Genomic DNA, 17169 nt, shown 5'->3' on the forward strand with positions numbered 1-17169 from the left:
AATTTACTGTATATGGCAAAAGACTGGGCTTGATTTGCCCAGTCTTTTTATTCGTTTCATTTCTTTCCAACCTCGTCCAGTCAATCAACGAATAAACTAAGCTGCCTGATACTTATCGTTTGCCTTTAATGTAAGGTTGACCACTTGCTTTTGGTGCATTCGCTTTCCCAATAAATCCGGCTAACGCAAATATCGTTAATACATAAGGTAAAATTTGTAGATATACTGCTGGAATATCTTGCACATACGGAATTTGATTCCCTGCAATACTTAATGTTTGGGCTAAACCAAAGAATAACGCTGCCCCAAGCGCTCCGATTGGATGCCATTTACCAAAGATCATCGCCGCAAGTGCCATAAACCCTTGCCCAGCAATAGTTGCATGTGAGAAATTACTTGTAATTGTTTGTGCATAAACCGCACCACCCAGACCACCAAGTGCACCTGAAATAACAACGGCGATATAGCGCATTTTATTAACTTTTACACCCATTGTATCAGCTGCCATTGGGTGTTCTCCTACTGAGCGTAGACGTAAACCAAATGGTGTTTTATAAATGATAAACCAAGCACCAATTGCCACAGCAAAGGCTAAAATCGAAGTGCTATATACGTTATGGAATAATAATGGTCCAAAGAACGGAATATCCTCTAAGTAAGGAACAGCAAAACGACGAATTGGTTGTTCAATCATATCTGTCTGACCTTTATCATAAATCATTTTCACTAAGAATACTGTAACCGCTAAACCAAGTAAGTTAATAGCTACCCCAGAAACCGTTTGATCGGCACGGAATGAGATCGCTGCGACGGCATGTAGCAAGGAGAAAATTCCTCCGATAACCACTGCTGCAAGCATTGCCACCCATACTGTTGCGGAACCTAATTGTGATGCATACTCTAAATTGACAAAAATACCAACAAATGCGCCGACAATCATTAAACCTTCTAGCCCGATGTTAACAACACCTGAACGTTCAGAGAATACACCACCGATTGCAGTGAAAATTAATGGTGTCGCATAAAGGATTGCAGAAGGGATGATGAAATATAACATTTCTAAAAAGCTCATGTTATTGTCCCTCCTTTTTCTTACTTAACTTTTGTAATCCTACTCGAATAACGTAGCCTGAAGCTACAAAGAAAATAATCAAGGCGATAATAATTGATACGATTTCCTCTGGAATACCTGCAGCATTCGGCATATTAAGAGCACCATATTTTAACGAGCCAAATAAAGAAGCTCCGAATACAACGCCCAGTGGTGTATTTGCCCCAAGTAAGGCAACAGCGATACCATCAAAACCAATCCCTGTGAAGCCAGCTTTAATGGATGCATTTTGGAAAGTACCAAGTGCCTCCATGGCACCACCAAGACCAGCAAACATACCTGAAATCGTCATAGCTAATATAACGTTTTTATTGACACTCATACCAGCATATTCTGCCGCATGTTGGTTAAAACCAACTGCTTTTAACTCATAACCACGCGTTGTTTTTTCTAAAATAAACCACATTACCACTACCATCAGAAGTGCAATTAGAATCCCATAGTGAAGACTTGAGTTGTCTGTTAGCTCTCTTAAAAACGGAGAACGTAATGAAGCCGATTCAAGAACACGTTCCGTTTTAAAGCTACCATCTGACAATTTTTTAATAACAGCGTTGGCAATATAAAGCGCTGTATAGTTTAACATAATTGTCGCAATTACTTCATGAACTTTAAATTTCGCTTTTAAGAAACCTGCAATAAAGGCCCAAAATGCACCTGCTGCTGCTGCAGCGAGTAATGCCAACGGCAAGTGAATAATTTTTGGTAGTTCAAAAGCATAGCCTACCCATGCTGCTGCAAGCCAACCTAAAATTAACTGACCTTCAACACCGATGTTGAATAAGCCAGTACGGAAGGCAAACGCTACCGCTAAACCTGCTAAAATATACGGTGTTATTTGACGAATTGTGTTCCCGATTGAATATGAATCTCCAAAAATACCTGTCCAAAGGGCGCTATAACCTTGGATTGGGTCATAGCCGCTGACTACCATTACGATAGCACCAACAATTAAACCGATAATGATTGAGATAATAGGAACGAGTATATTAATGACACGATTTGACATTAGTCGTTCCCCTCCTTCAATATATTTGTGCTATTTTTTTTACTTTGTCCTGCCATTAATAGACCAAGCTCTTGCTCTGTTGTTTCTTTTGGATTTAACTCATCCACAATTTGACCGTCATAAATAACAGCGATTCGGTCTGAAACATTCATTACTTCATCTAATTCAAACGAAATTAATAATACGGCTTTCCCTTTATCACGCTGCTCGATTAGTCGAGAGTGAATAAATTCAATTGCCCCTACGTCTAGCCCACGTGTTGGAAGTGCTGCAATCAGTAGATCCGGATCTCGGTCAATTTCACGACCAATAATGGCTTTTTGCTGGTTACCACCTGAAAGAGCTCGTGCAGGCGTCATCTCGCCATTCCCTGTACGCACATCATATTCTTGAATAACTTGTTTCGCTTTTTCCGATACCTTTTTATAATCCATCACAAAGCCTTTAGCAATCGGTGGTTGGTAATATGTTTGGAGTGCAATATTGTGACCGATTGGGAAATCTAACACTAGTCCATGCTTATGACGGTCTTGTGGAATATGCCCTACACCTTGTTCAGTAATTTTACGTGGTTTCATGTTCGTTACATCTTTGCCGTTAAGCTTTACCGTACCGCTTTTCACTTTACGTAAACCCGTAATTGCCTCGATTAACTCTGATTGACCATTACCATCAATACCAGCAATCCCGACAATTTCACCTTTACGAACATTAAGGTTAAGACCTTTTACTTTATCGATATTACGGTAGTCTGTTACGACTAACTGCTCAATCGTTAGTACTTCCTCGGTTGGATTAGCATCTATTTTTTCTGTTTTAAACTCAACCTGACGACCAACCATTAATTCAGCTAATTGGTCTGGGTTTGTTTCAGCCGTCACAACTGTACCAATCCCTTCCCCTTTACGAATAATTGTCACTCGATCAGATACATCCATAATTTCTTTCAGCTTATGTGTAATTAAAATAATCGATTTACCTTCAGCGATTAATCGGCGCATAATTTGAATAAGCTCTGTAATTTCTTGTGGCGTTAAAGAAGCAGTCGGTTCATCGAAAATTAAAATTTCTGCACCACGAAATAGCGTTTTTAAAATCTCAACACGTTGCTGCATTCCTACAGTGATGTCTTCGATTTTTGCATTTGGATCTACATCGAGCCCATACTTCTCAGAAAGCGCTTGCACCTTTTTCGCCGCATCTTTAATATTGACTACACCCATTTTTGTAGGTTCTGAACCTAAAATAATGTTTTCTGTTACTGTAAAGTTTTCCACCAACATAAAGTGTTGATGCACCATGCCAATCCCCAAATCATTGGCAACATTCGGATTTGTAATTTTAACAGCTTTCCCACGAACACGAATTTCTCCACCCTCTGGCTGATACAGACCAAAAAGGACGTTCATTAAAGTCGATTTACCTGCACCATTTTCTCCTAGCAGTGCATGAATCTCGCCTTTTTTTAGTTGGAGGGTGATGTTATTATTTGCTACGAATCCACCAAACTCTTTGCGGATTCCAAGCATCTCAATCACGTATTCCAATATTGTCACTCCCTTATTAGGCAATTTTCTTTAAAATAATTTTATTCACTGGTGTATTTCTACCTGCCTCTATTGCAATACAGCACAACCCTCACCTAAAGATAAGGCATTATCTAAATGAAAAATAAATTAATACAGGAAAGGTCATCGTTAGAAACCTTTCTTCTATTAACTTGTTACCATTAGATCTTAAACTTACGATAATCTAATATAATAATTCTATTTTAATATGGAAAAATATATAAAAATAAAATATATCCAAACAGAGTATTACAAATAGTCGAAATATAACGATAGATTGAAAAATCATCATAAGGGCAGTTGTAAAGCCCTTATGATGATTAAGAGATGAATTATTTTTCCACTTTTTCTGGAACTACGATTTCACCGCTAGAAATTTTTTGTTTATATTCGTCAATAACAGCTTGTACGTCTGCTGGGATTGCACCACGAGAATCAGCCAGTTTCACACCGTCTTCAGCAAGACCGTAAACAACTGTTGTACCGCCTGGGAATTCACCATTTTTCGCTTTGTTTGAGAAATCCACTACTGCAGAGTTAACACCTTTTAACATAGAAGTTAAAGTAACGTTAGTTTTATCATCTACTTTACCTTCATCGTATTGGTCAGCATCTACACCGATTACCCATACGTTTGCATTAGGGTCTTTTGCTTTACGCTCTTTTGCTTCAGAGAATACACCGTTACCAGTTGCACCAGCAGCGTGGAAAATAATATCTACGCCTGAAGAGTACATGCTGTTAGCAGCAATTTTACCAAGGTCCGCTTTATCAAATGCAGCTGTATAGTTGCGTTGAATTTCGATATCAGGGTTAACAGCTTTAGCACCTTCAACGAAACCAGCTTCAAAACGATTGATAACTGGAATATCTACGCCACCTACGAAGCCAATTTTACCTGTTTTAGACATTTTAGCAGCCGCTACACCTGCTAAAAATGCACCTTCTTGCTCTTTGAAAAGAATAGATACAACGTTGTCAGCTTTTACTTCAGCATCGATTAATGCAAAGTGTTTGTCTGGGTTGTCAGCCGCTACCGCTTCAACAGCATCAGCCATCATGTAACCAATACCAAATACTAAGTCGAAGTCACGACGTAGTAAATTGTTTAAGTTTGTTTCGTAGTCAGCGTCAGATGCTGATTGTAAGTAGTCGAAACCACCTTTACCTTTTTTAAGGTTGTGTTCTTTACCATAAGCTTGAACACCTTCCCATGCTGATTGGTTGAATGATTTGTCGTCAACGCCACCTACATCAGTAACCATTGCTACTGAAAAAGTTTCTTCTGTGTTGTTATCGCCTGATGAAGCATTGTCTTTTGCAGGTTTTTCTTCGTCTTTCGTACCACATGCACCTAAAATCGCACTTGCAGCTAAAACTGATGATAATACTAAACCAAATTTACGTTTTTTCATTTTGATAACCCCCAAGGTATTGTAATTAGCAGGAAAATAATTTAGAAATGTTCTACACCCGTTTACGTACTACATGGAAGCTGAATTTATCAGCTCGGAAATAATTTTTTGAATACAGCACTACTTGATCATTGTCATCGTAATGGAGCTGTTTCAATACTAAAAGAGCTGTTTCACGACCACAATTTAAAATCGGTGATGCTTGTTCATGATACCCAACCGGATCAATATAAGTAACAGCATAGGCAACATGAATTTTACCCGATTGCTCAAGTGCCGAGAAAAGTGAAACTTCTTTTTTGTCAACAAAGTCAGTAGGCAGGAAGCTAGCTGGTAATTTGTCTATACAATAAACTACTGGCTCACCATCTGCTGTTCTGACGCGTTCAATCGTGAGTATTTTATCTTCGCCATCACATTGGAAGCGTTTTAAATCTTCATCAGAAGGGATATTTTCAGTTGCCTTTAAAAACTTAGACCCTGGTTCCATACCTGCTGTTTCGATCATAGAAGAAATACTGGATAAATGCTCGATGCCTGATGTAAACAACGGCTTAGGATTGACAAATGTACCAACCCCATGTCGACGCACAATCACATTTTCCTCTTCCAACAGTCGAAGCGCCTCTCTAAGAGTTGCTCGACTTACTCCTAGTGATTTCGATAATTCAAATTCTGATGGAAGTTTTTCATTTTCTTTGAAAACGCCCGTCTCGATGTCAGACTTTAAACGATCAATTACTTGAAGATAGAGATGACGATGATCTGCTTTAATAGTCACATTAATCACCACCAAAATCAGAGATCAGACATCTGATGTACAACATTCCTACTAATCGTTCATAAATATAACATTTTTGCAGAATGAAATAAACTATTTTGAGCAAAATCAATAATAGAAATCATCCTTTCCTTACTTTCGGCGCAAACATTTGGACATAAATTCCTCAATACCCCCATGTTTTTTCCTTAATTATCATATTGATGAATAAGCACCTGTCGAGGCTTGCTTCCCTCTGGAGGTCCTACAATACCGCGTTGTTCCATCTGATCGACAATGCGCGCAGCACGCGAATAGCCAATACGGAAGCGACGTTGTAGCATCGATACCGAGGCGGTCTGCATATTCACTACTAATTGCACGGCCTCGTCAAATAATTCATCCGTTTCTTCTAAAACAGTCTCTTCTTCACTTGGAATCATCTCTTCCTGGTACTGTGCTTTTTGTTGTTCTATAACAAAATCAACAACCGCTTCTACTTCCTGATCAGATAAAAAGGCACCTTGCACGCGTTTCGGCTTCGATGCACCAGCAGGTAAAAATAACATATCGCCACGTCCAAGCAGGCGCTCTGCTCCACCCATATCTAAAATCGTTCTCGAATCAATTGCAGATGATACTGCAAACGCGATTCGAGATGGGATATTCGCCTTAATAACACCCGTTAGAACGTCTACACTTGGTCTTTGTGTCGCTAATATTAAATGGATGCCCGCTGCTCGCGCCATTTGTGCTAAACGCGTAATGGAATCTTCGACGTCATTTGAGGCAACCATCATTAGGTCTGCTAATTCATCTACAATAACTACGATGTATGGCAATTTAGGGTGCTTTTCCTCTGTTTGTTCATTGACCTTTTGGACATGCCCATTATAACCTTCAATATTTCTTGTGCCCGTATGTGAAAATAAATCGTAGCGTCGTTCCATTTCTGAAACGACCTTTTTCAGTGCTTGTGACGCTTTGCGCGCATCGGTTACAACCGGTGCTAACAAATGAGGGATTCCATTATAAACATTCAATTCCACCATTTTCGGGTCAATCATCATCAGCTTGACTTCATGTGGCTTTGTACGCATTAGTATGGATACGACAATGCCATTTATACACACACTTTTTCCGCTGCCCGTTGAACCTGCCACAAGTAAATGCGGCATTTTATTGAGTTCTGCTAACACCGCTTGTCCTGTAATATCACGTCCTAAAGCTACTTGTAATAACGATTCCGGCTTTGCTCCGTCTTTTGACTCTAGTACTTCTCGCAATGTAACGATTGCTACCTCACTATTTGGAACTTCAATACCAATGGCAGACTTTCCAGGAATCGGCGCCTCCATCCGAATATCTTTCGCTGCAAGTGCCAATGCAAGATCATCTTGTAAGTTGACAATTTTACTGACTTTTACACCAATATCCGGTAAAATCTCATACTTTGTTACAGCAGGTCCCAAATGAACTTGTGTCACTTTGGCTTTTACACCAAAGCTTTGCAATGTTTGCTCTAGCTTTTTCGCATTTGCCTGAATAACGGAATATTCACCGCTTTGGTCATGTTGTGGAGGCATTTGTAATAGATTGAATGAAGGTAACTGATAATCTGCATTTTCCACAGCGTCTGCACTACCAATATGAACATCATCAATAAGCTCTCCGTCTTCAATCTCCACAGGCTCTACAGTCTGCAATGTTTCTACTCGCTCATGTGAAACGTTTTGCGTAAAGGCAGAAATAATTGGCTCATGAGGAACTTCCTCTTCTTCCTCATAGGCTGCTGGCGCGTGATTGACCGCTGCCACCTCGTCTGTACTTTCCGCTCTGGAACGGCGACTTTTCGGTTTCTTTGGCGTATTTTTTTTCTTTTCTTGCTGTTTTTTTTGCCATTTTCCAAAGAGCACAGGCATTTTTTCAGCTAAATATGGAACGAGTGCTTTTCCTGTTACTAAAATTAAACCGATAAAGAAAAGTACCCAAGCTACCACTTTAGCTCCTGTGGCTTCAAATAATACATGAAGACCGCTAAATAACAGTGCACCTACCATTCCACCGCCAAGTGCATTACTTCGATGGACTACACCATCCGTATCGATTAATATTCGCCATGACTCCCTCAAAACAGACTCCGATAATAAACCACCTGATTTTGTTAATTGCTCAAATAAAATACCATGACTAAAAATAGTCAAGCTCATAACAATGAGAACCATCCCTAACATAAGCCGGTCCTTTAGGCTTACTTTTTTCTGTCCAATCATAAGAAGCAATGCGACAAATATAAGCATAAATGGCACTGCAAAATGTAAATTCCCTAAAAGAAACATGGCAATGGTTTGTAAAATACGCCCAATCATGCCATATTCAAAAATCATAATGACCGCAATCGCGATTAAGATGAGCCCTAAAATTTCGTACATGAGCGGATGCATTTCTTTTTTATCGGATGTTGGTTTTGCTTTCGTGACTTTTTTCCTTTTATTACTTGCCATCTTTTTCACCTTCTTTTGCAATCCATTCTATATATGTAGCGAATAATATCATGTAGAACTCGATTATTTCAAAAAAAGGATTTTCCACCGTTTTATCGGCAAGAAAATCCTTCCTCCTTCGCTACTTCTTCAAAGCTTGCTCTACTTTCGATTCTATCAAAAAAACAAGCTTATTTTGAAGTGCTTGACTATGTCATGTCACATTTTCATGTAAGACATTTTCATCCTTTTGACATTCAATCGGTAACGCAACGCTGCAAAATGTGGCGTCACTCGTTAGCAACATGCGTTAAAGAAATCTTTTAAAATTTTAATACTCCATAATGATTGGGATAATCATTGGGCGGCGCTTCGTTTTTTGGAATAAATAAGTATTTAATGTATCACGAATTTCTTGCTTAATGTTTGTCCATTCGAAAGTATCTTTCCCAACATATTTTTCAATCACGTTTTTCGCAATTTCAGATGCTTCCACCATTAGTTGTTCTGACTCACGCACATAGACGAAACCACGCGATAAAATTTCGGGACCTGAAGCAATTTTCTTTTGTGCACGGTTTAAAGTGACAACAACAATGAATATACCATCTTGAGAAAGTAATTTACGATCACGTAAAACAATATTTCCAACATCGCCGACACCGATACCGTCTATTAATACATTTCCAGCTTGTACACGACCACTCATTCGCATTTTGCCATTTTTATATTCGACAATATCACCTTTATCAGCGATAAAAATTTGTGATTTTTGCATACCAAGCTGTTGTGCTAACTTAGAGTGTGCAATCAACATACGATATTCCCCTTGAACTGGAATAAAGTATTTCGGCTGCATTAAATTCAACATTAGTTTTAAATCTTCTTGGCTACCGTGACCTGATACATGGACATTTTTACTCGATGTCAAAATTTCAGCTCCAGCTTTTGCGATGGAGTTCATCGTATTGGCCATTTGCACTTCCATCCCAGGAGACGGCGTAAACGTAATGAGTACTGTATCATTTTGTTTAATTTTAATGTCTCGATGATGCTTACGAACAATTTTCTCTAACGCATCTAACGGTTCGCCTCTATTACCCGTTGCGATAATAATAATTTCTTCTTCTTGATATTTTTGCATCTCAGAGATTGGAATAATCGTATCTTCTTCTACCGTTAAGTACCCTAACTGTACACCTAAATCAACAGCTTTTTCTAAAGGTTTCCCCACAATAACCACTTTGCGGAACGATTTTTGCGCTTGCGTTAGGACTTGTTGAATACGAATGAAATTAGACGCATAGACAGCTACTAAAATACGACCTGGTGCCGAATGGAATGTTTTTGATAATTGCTCTTCAATCACAATTTCAGATGTCGTATAGCCTGGTCGCTCTGCTTCACAAGACTCCGATAGTAAGATAAATACGCCTTCTTCACCTAACTGTGCCATTTTGGCTAAATCCGGTTTAAACTTACCTGTTGCCGATTGGTCGAATTTAAACTCTCCAGTATGAACAATCGCTCCTTCAGAAGTATGGAACACAACCCCTAACGAATCGGGAATACTATGTGTTGTATGGAAGAATGTCACATACGTAGAGTTGAAATTCATACGGCTACGATTTGTTACTTCAAAGAATTTCACCTGATGTGGTGCAGGTAATTCCTTTAAATGTTCTTTGGCAAGTGCAATCGTTAATTTTGATCCATACACTGGTGCCTTCACTTTTTGTAAAATATAAGCGATTGACCCAATGGCATCCTCATGACCATGTGTTAAGAAAATCCCTTTCACACGCTCTTTGTTTTCTTCTAAATACGTAATATCAGGTATTACGATGTCAATGCCCAACATCTCGTCTTCTGGGAACATTAAACCGCTATCTACTACAAATAGCTCTTCGTCAATTTCTACTACGCACATTGCTTTTCCAATTTCGCCCACACCGCCTAGTGGAATGATGCGAATTAATTCATTTTTCTTTTTTGTCAATTTGTTTCCTCCTAAAAAATATCCCGAACAGCAACCACTTATTTTCATTATACGGTTTGCAAGGCTTTTGCACAAATTATTTTAAGTGCCAGTCACCCAAACAATTCTAGCGTAAAAAACCACTACGCTTTCCGCGGGCACGGAGTAAGCCGAAACGCCTCGCTAACACGTGGTTTGTTGCGGCTTACACCTGCGCGTTTTCACTGGATTCTGCCTTGAATTTTTACCTAGCTTGTGATGAAATTGTTTGAAATTGTTTGAGTGTCTGGCACCGCAACAATAAAAAAACTATAGATAAACTCTTCTTGGCGAGTTTATCTATAGTTTCACTTATTATCTAAAATTTTTAGCTTTTTCTTGGTACGTTTCCCATATTTGGTCGAAGTTAGCTTTTTCTTCATCTGTCATTTCTACCATTGGTAGTCGAACATTTAATGTGTCAAAGCCTAATTTTGTCATCGCATATTTGATTGGTGAAGGATTCGGTTGTGCAAACAGTGCACGCACTAAAGGTAATAATGCTCGATGAATTTTTGCAGCCTGTTCATGCTTTCCTTCTTCAAATAATTTTATCATTAACTGCATATCATTTCCGACAACGTGTGAAGCAACTGAAATGACACCAGCCCCACCAATTGCCAGCAACGGTAATGTTAATCCGTCATCCCCGCTATAAACTAAAAAATCATCTGCAGCGTCAACGTTTTCAATAATATCGCCCATTTGATCTAAATTCCCGCTCGCCTCTTTAATCCATGAGATATTAGGAATTTTACTTAAATCAACAGACGTCTCATAGGCAACGTTTATACCTGTACGTCCTGGTACATTATAAAGCATCACAGGCAGCTTTGTTTCTTTTGCAATCGTCTCAAAGTGCGCGTAAATACCTCGTTGGTTTGGTTTATTGTAATAAGGTGCTACTAACATAATACCATCCGCACCATTTTCCTCAGCCTTATGCGTCATCGCGATGGAATAGGCTGTTTCATTGTCCCCTGTACCTGCAATAACTGGTACACGACCCGCTACTTTTTCTACCGTAAATCGTACAACTTCAATTTTTTCTTCTGTGGTCATCGTTGGGTTTTCAGAGGTTGTGCCACATGCAACAATGCAATCCGTACCATTATCTATTAAATAATTAATAATACGTTCTAGTTCTGGATAATTAATCGTGCCATCATCTTTAAACGGCGTAATCATCGCCGTTCCAATTCGACCTAAATTCATCCTTACACCCCTCTTATAGTAAGTTATCCTCAAGCATTGCTTCTGCAATTTGGATAGAGTTCAATGCAGCGCCTTTTAATAAATTATCTGATACGATCCATAGATGGAATCCTTTTTTATTGTCTAAGTCTTGACGGATACGTCCTACAAAAGTAGCATCTTCACCTTCAGCATAAATCGGCATTGGGTAAGTTTGTGTTGCGATATCATCCTGTAATACAATTCCAGGTGCATGACGTAATACTTCGAAAATCCCTTCAACTGAAGTTTCCTTCTCTACTTCAATATAAACAGATTCAGAGTGTCCTGAAACAACTGGTACACGTACGCAAGTAGCAGCAACTTTTAGTTCTGGTGCATGCATAATTTTCTTCGTTTCATTAATCATTTTCATTTCTTCGTATGTAAAGCCATTGTCTGTAAATTTATCAATTTGTGGAATGACATTACGAGCAATCGGGAAATGACGTTTGTCGCCACCACTTGGTAAAATATTTGCTTCTACATCCTTACCTGCATCCCAGTTTGCGCTTTGTGCTTTTAGTTCTTCAATTGCTGAAATACCTGCACCAGAAACAGCTTGGTACGTCGATACCAATACTTTCGTTAAACCAAATGTTGCACGGATTGGTTCAAGTGCTGCAACCATTTGAATAGTCGAGCAGTTTGGATTTGCAATAATGCCCTTATGTTTTGCAAGATCGCCGCGATTCACTTCAGGTACAACTAGTGGTACCTCTGGATCCATACGGAAATGGCTCGTATTGTCAATGACTACTGCCCCGCGTTTTGCCGCTTCTGGCGCTAGCACTGCCGATACAGAACCACCCGCAGAGAATAAAGCGACATTGACGCCTTCAAAAGCTTCAGGTGTCGCTTCTTCAATTGTATACGTCTCACCATTAAATTCGATTGGTTTTCCTGCAGAACGTGCAGAAGCTAAAAACTTAATCTGTCCGATTGGAAATTTTCGTTTAATTAGCTGTTCCATCATTTTTGAACCTACTGCTCCTGTTGCACCTACAACCGCAACTGTTAACTGCTTAGTCATCTGTCATCTCTCCTTGAATACAAGTTCCATAATGTGTGCTATTGTATCATAAAAATACTGAAAATTGTGTGCAATTAATGATTTATTTGAAATATTGTATCAACAGTGGTTGTAATTGCTTTTTCTGCGTAATTGCTGCATGAACCGTGTCGACCATTTGGTCAAAATCAGCAATTAATGAATTGGGTTTTCCATGTGGTGAATCCTGACCAAATGGAATAAAGTAGATGTTTTTCGCATTGAGCAGTTTCATAATATTGATGCCATTTAAGCCCAGCGCATCATTTGTAGAAATACCTAGAACGACTGGGGAGCCATTTCGCAAAGTTGCCTTTGCAGCCATGAGCACAGGACTATCCGTCGCGGCATTGGCAAATTTACTAATACTATTGCCAGTCATTGGTGCTATGACCATTGCATCCAACGGATTGGAAGGCCCAAATGGTTCCGCTTCTTTTATAGAAGAAATGACCTTTTCCCCTGTCAAAGCCTCTATTTTCGCAATCCATTCTTCCCCTGTTCCAAAACGTGTTGCGGCATGTAATACTGAATGCGTAATAATGGGGATAACGGTCGCCCCTGCATCAATAAAATTTTGAATCTTTGGTACAACATCTTCATACGTACAATGTGAAGCCGTAATGCCTAAACCAATTCGTTTACCCGTCAGCAATTTTCTTCCTCCTCTATTGCCTTGCACAAAATTTCTGCCGCATCATGTGCAAAGTATTTCCCAGGTAATGATGGCAATAGTACATACGTTTGCAATTGGTCCGCATCAATATCTAAACAGCCTGGCTCCGAAGCTAAATCATATAACACGGCTGGCACATGATCCTGAAACGATTCTGTAATCCACTTAGCTGGAATCGTATTAATGAAAATCCCATCATGTATGGACCATTTTCGATCGTCTAAATTCGAAGCTTTATAGCCATATGCTTTTGCTTCACTCACTTGTACCACTGAACGCGCAACAATATGCACATTAGCGCCCATCTTTACGAGTAAAGATGCGAGCATTTTGGCGATGCGACCAAAGCCTGCGATAGTAAAGTTTTGTCCGTAAATACATTTCTGCTCGAGTCCGTAAAATGTGGCGATAAATCCCTCCGCCGTCAACCTTGCATTTTGCCAAATAAAAGACTCCTGCTGCAAGTAACAATTCGTGTCATTTTTTTCTAGCAATTGCTTCCAATGCATCGTTAATCGACCCGTATAAAACTTCACTTGTGATATGCCATACAATTGCTCAACTTCTATCTTCAACGGAAGTATAGGGAGAACAATTTTATTAGGCTGGAACTCTAAGACAAGTTTATTTAACTCCTCATTCCAAACAGAAGTTCTTTTATAAAATACTGTACGTGAAGGACTTCGCAACATCGTCGCTAATTCTTTTAATCTTGAGTCCTCGCCGATTACCAGCCATTTTTCGTTTTCCAAAAGCTCACCTCACTGTAAAAATTCAGACTGTACTGTCGTCGTTTTGTTAAATAAAATACGATCTTCTCCAATTAATATAATTTCATGCCACGGAATCATTTCACTAACTTTTACTTTCTTCTTTTGGAATGGCATTTTTTCTTTAATAATCTCAAATCCATGTATCTTTCCTGTCTGCACATCTAATAGGCATTCTGTGTGTGCCAGTATGCCAAAATGTACACCACCTTCAACTTGAATCAATTCTTTATCCACCATTTCAGATAATAGCATGCCTCATCTCCCTCCTTGAGCCGTTAACCCAATATATGCCGAGTTTTTGCAATTCGTGCCCCATACAAAAGTACTTCTAGGTTGCAACTTTCATACATACTGTGTATAGTGTGTATATACAGTTATAATCAAGAGGTGAAAATAAGTGCGTATCCATTTAAGCAATGCGAGTGATAAACCAATCTATGAACAAATTACTGTTCAGCTAAAAGAAGCCATTTTAGCCAATAAGCTTCACGCAGGCGATGCACTACCCTCTATACGTGCACTCGCCAAGGATCTCAAAATTAGCGTGATGACAACCAAACGAGCATATGCAGATTTAGAGCGAGACGGCTTTATTGAAACGGTAGCGGGAAAAGGTAGCTTTGTTACTGAACGTAACCAAGATTTTTTACGTGAGGAGTTATTGCGCCAAGTAGAGGAGCATTTACAAAAAGCCGTCAGAATAGCTAAAACCGCAGGACTTGTAAAAGAGGAGTTAGTAGACTTACTTTCGTTAATTGTAGAGGAGGACAACTAAATGAATGCCATTGAAATCCATGATTTACACAAAGGCTTTGAAGGCTTTTCACTAAAAGATATTAGTTTTTCAGTCCCACAAGGTACAGTAATGGGCTTTGTTGGTGAAAACGGTGCAGGTAAATCCACTACCATAAAATGCATGCTTAATTTATTGAAAAAAGAATATGGCGAAATTTTGCTATTCGGTAAAGATATTGTCGAATATGAGCTTGCGATAAAAAACGACATCGGTGTCGTTTTCGACGAGCTGCATGTACCTGAAACGCTGAATGCGACGCAACTCGACAAATTTATGAAAAGGGTGTTTAAAACATGGGATTCTAATTATTATTTTGAGCGATTGACGCAATTTAAGGTGCCTAAGCGAAAAAAGGTAAAAGAGTTGTCTCGAGGCATGAGGATGAAGCTATCGATAGCGTTAGCATTGTCGCACCATCCGAAATTATTAATTTTAGATGAACCAACAAGTGGATTAGACCCAATTATACGTGATGAAATTCTCGACTTATTTTTAGCGTTTATGCAGGATGAAACACATAGCATACTATTTTCATCACATATAACAAGTGATTTAGAAAAGATAGCTGACTATATTACATTTATTCATAACGGTGAAATATTATTTAGTGAAAGCAAGGATGTCTTACTATATGATTACGGGATTTTTAAAGGGACGAATGAGGAAATAAGCGAATTACCTGAGCAAGCAATTATTCAAAAACGCGAAGGTACTTTCGGGCTTGAAGTACTTGTTCTAAAAAATGAAATAAGCGAAGCATTTACCGTTGAAAGACCGACTATTGAGGATATCATGCTATTTTTCGTGAAAGGTAGTGTTCAGCCATGACTGCTCTTCTAGTAAAAGATTTAATGACGATACAGCGTCAGCTAAAGACACAAGCTTTTATACTTATCCCAATGCTATTTTTTTCCATACTAATGGGGCAAGGATCTATTGTTTTTTCCTTTATATTATTTATCCTTGTTATTCAGGCCATTACGGCCCTTACCTACGATGAACTTTGCAGTTGGGACAAATATGTCAATACCTTACCCATTACCAAAAGCGAAATTGTCCTTAGTAAATACATGCTTAGCCTTGTGTTAATGTTAATTGGTCTGATTATTGCATTACCTGTAGTTTTTCTCATAAATCATTTTACAAACGATTGGGAAACCGCTAATTTTTTCCTTACATTCAATCTTCTAATTGGGGCGGCATTTTGTTTGCTTGCTTTAATCTTACCGATTTATATCAAATACGGCTCTATAAAAGGTCGAATCGTTCTGATTGTTTTATGCTTTATTCCTGGTTTACTCATTGGACTGTTAGAGGAGTATTTTGCAGATGTTGTGATTACGATTTCTAAGCTACAACAGTTCAGCTATTTAGTACCATTTATTGGACTATTTATTTTATGGTTATCTTCTCTTATTGCAACAGCAATCTATAAACGCAAGGATTTTTAGAAGGGGTGTGTACCATGAAAGCTTTATTGTGGCATAGATTGTCCATGCAAAAAGGGCATATTTTTATAGTGATTATCATTAGCTTATTTATAACTTTAATCAACTTCCGTTATTTTAGTAACGCTTCTATCGCCATGTTTGCGTTAATTTTATCTGCAACGATAGTTCAAAGCATGTATACGCAAGATCATAAAGTGAAGTGGGAACTCTTTGTAAACAGTCTTCCTTTAACTAAAAAAACGCAGTTACTAGCGGATTATCTCTATTGCTACAGCTTTATTGCACTACTTTTTATCACATCTGCTCCTATTTACTTTTCATCGTTTTACGAACAAAGTAATCGTTTCGAGCATTTCGCTATTTATTTCGCTAATATTAGCTGTGCGATTTTGCTTATTTGTACGCAGTTTTATTTACATCATTTAGCGGAAACTAAAGGGACGCGTTCCTTTAAAATGTTCATTTATATAGTAGCTATTTTTTTTATTAATTTTCCAATTCATTATTACTTAGCAATGCTAGCCGCTAATTTGTCCGTCATACTAATACCAACAGTTATTAGCGCAATTATTAGTGTTGTCGTTTTTCGAAAATGCCATGTGCTCTATAGAGAAAAAGAGATTTTTTAATGTTACCGCAATATGCAAAGCCTCATCATAAGTATCGTGATTGGGCTTTGCTCAAATTTAATTGAGGCCCAATTTCCATTCCATGCGCTCGCTTTCTTGGAACATATCTCTCACACTTGTTCCATTTAGTCATCCCTCAATCAAGCTCATGAGGACAATCCCTCTTAAGTGTCAGTTTTTTCGCAAGAAAAGGCATC

The 17169-nt window shown here is 38.7% G+C and carries 16 protein-coding genes; 4 read left to right on the plus strand and 12 right to left on the minus strand.

Annotated features, from left to right (window positions below; genetic code table 11):
* Nucleotides 1–112: 112 nt before the first annotated feature.
* The 12 genes from C9J37_RS05925 to C9J37_RS05980 form a co-directional block, all read right to left on the minus strand.
* Nucleotides 113–1072: an ABC transporter permease gene (locus tag C9J37_RS05925; protein ID WP_107894648.1), complete on the minus strand. Its 960-nt coding sequence runs from the start codon at nt 1070–1072 to the stop codon at nt 113–115.
* A gap of 1 nt (nt 1073) precedes the next feature.
* Nucleotides 1074–2120 (minus strand): ABC transporter permease, encoded by a 1047-nt coding sequence (locus tag C9J37_RS05930; RefSeq protein WP_069510065.1) that lies wholly within the window; start codon nt 2118–2120, stop codon nt 1074–1076.
* Nucleotides 2120–3667 carry an ABC transporter ATP-binding protein gene (locus tag C9J37_RS05935; protein WP_107894649.1) on the minus strand — a complete coding sequence of 516 codons (1548 nt, stop codon included), beginning with the start codon at nt 3665–3667 and terminating at the stop codon, nt 2120–2122. The genes C9J37_RS05930 and C9J37_RS05935 overlap by 1 nt, the downstream gene beginning before the upstream one ends.
* Nucleotides 3668–4020: 353 nt before the next feature.
* Nucleotides 4021–5103: a BMP family lipoprotein gene (locus C9J37_RS05940; protein WP_107894650.1), complete on the minus strand. Its 1083-nt coding sequence runs from the start codon at nt 5101–5103 to the stop codon at nt 4021–4023.
* Nucleotides 5104–5155: 52 nt separating this feature from the next.
* Nucleotides 5156–5884, minus strand: coding sequence for a GntR family transcriptional regulator (locus tag C9J37_RS05945; protein WP_024361974.1), 729 nt, complete (start codon nt 5882–5884; stop codon nt 5156–5158).
* A 188-nt stretch (nt 5885–6072) separates the two neighbouring features.
* Nucleotides 6073–8367 (minus strand): FtsK/SpoIIIE family DNA translocase, encoded by a 2295-nt coding sequence (locus C9J37_RS05950; protein WP_107894651.1) that lies wholly within the window; start codon nt 8365–8367, stop codon nt 6073–6075.
* A gap of 310 nt (nt 8368–8677) precedes the next feature.
* The gene (locus C9J37_RS05955; RefSeq protein WP_069510073.1) at nt 8678–10345 is read right to left on the minus strand and encodes a ribonuclease J; all 1668 of its coding nucleotides are present in this window, start codon (nt 10343–10345) and stop codon (nt 8678–8680) included.
* Nucleotides 10346–10678: 333 nt separating this feature from the next.
* Nucleotides 10679–11578, minus strand: coding sequence for a 4-hydroxy-tetrahydrodipicolinate synthase (gene dapA / locus C9J37_RS05960; RefSeq protein WP_107894652.1), 900 nt, complete (start codon nt 11576–11578; stop codon nt 10679–10681).
* A 13-nt stretch (nt 11579–11591) separates the two neighbouring features.
* Nucleotides 11592–12629, minus strand: coding sequence for an aspartate-semialdehyde dehydrogenase (locus C9J37_RS05965; RefSeq protein WP_107894653.1), 1038 nt, complete (start codon nt 12627–12629; stop codon nt 11592–11594).
* Between the two features lie 82 nt (nt 12630–12711).
* The gene (locus C9J37_RS05970) at nt 12712–13302 is read right to left on the minus strand and encodes a dipicolinate synthase subunit B (RefSeq protein ID WP_024361979.1); all 591 of its coding nucleotides are present in this window, start codon (nt 13300–13302) and stop codon (nt 12712–12714) included.
* Nucleotides 13296–14075: a dipicolinate synthase gene (locus tag C9J37_RS05975; RefSeq protein ID WP_024361980.1), complete on the minus strand. Its 780-nt coding sequence runs from the start codon at nt 14073–14075 to the stop codon at nt 13296–13298. The genes C9J37_RS05970 and C9J37_RS05975 overlap by 7 nt, the downstream gene beginning before the upstream one ends.
* Nucleotides 14076–14084: 9 nt before the next feature.
* Nucleotides 14085–14348: a YlmC/YmxH family sporulation protein gene (locus C9J37_RS05980; RefSeq protein WP_024361981.1), complete on the minus strand. Its 264-nt coding sequence runs from the start codon at nt 14346–14348 to the stop codon at nt 14085–14087.
* A 145-nt stretch (nt 14349–14493) separates the two neighbouring features.
* On the opposite strand from C9J37_RS05980, the gene C9J37_RS05985 reads away from it, so the two are divergent.
* Genes C9J37_RS05985 through C9J37_RS06000 form a run of 4 tightly spaced genes read left to right on the plus strand, consistent with a single transcriptional unit; the run spans nt 14494 to nt 16972 of the window.
* The gene (locus C9J37_RS05985; protein ID WP_024361982.1) at nt 14494–14871 is read left to right on the plus strand and encodes a GntR family transcriptional regulator; all 378 of its coding nucleotides are present in this window, start codon (nt 14494–14496) and stop codon (nt 14869–14871) included.
* Nucleotides 14872–15720 (plus strand): ABC transporter ATP-binding protein, encoded by an 849-nt coding sequence (locus tag C9J37_RS05990; RefSeq protein ID WP_107894654.1) that lies wholly within the window; start codon nt 14872–14874, stop codon nt 15718–15720.
* Complete coding sequence (locus C9J37_RS05995; protein ID WP_107894655.1) at nt 15717–16343, plus strand: ABC-2 transporter permease; 627 nt, start codon at nt 15717–15719, stop codon at nt 16341–16343. The genes C9J37_RS05990 and C9J37_RS05995 overlap by 4 nt, the downstream gene beginning before the upstream one ends.
* Nucleotides 16344–16357: 14 nt before the next feature.
* On the plus strand, nt 16358–16972 hold the full coding sequence (locus C9J37_RS06000) for an ABC-2 transporter permease (RefSeq protein WP_107894656.1): 615 nt from the start codon (nt 16358–16360) through the stop codon (nt 16970–16972).
* The last annotated feature ends 197 nt before the right edge of the window (nt 16973–17169 follow it).

The organism is Lysinibacillus mangiferihumi, assembly GCF_003049665.1.
GTDB classification, from domain to species: Bacteria; Bacillota; Bacilli; order Bacillales_A; family Planococcaceae; genus Lysinibacillus; species Lysinibacillus mangiferihumi.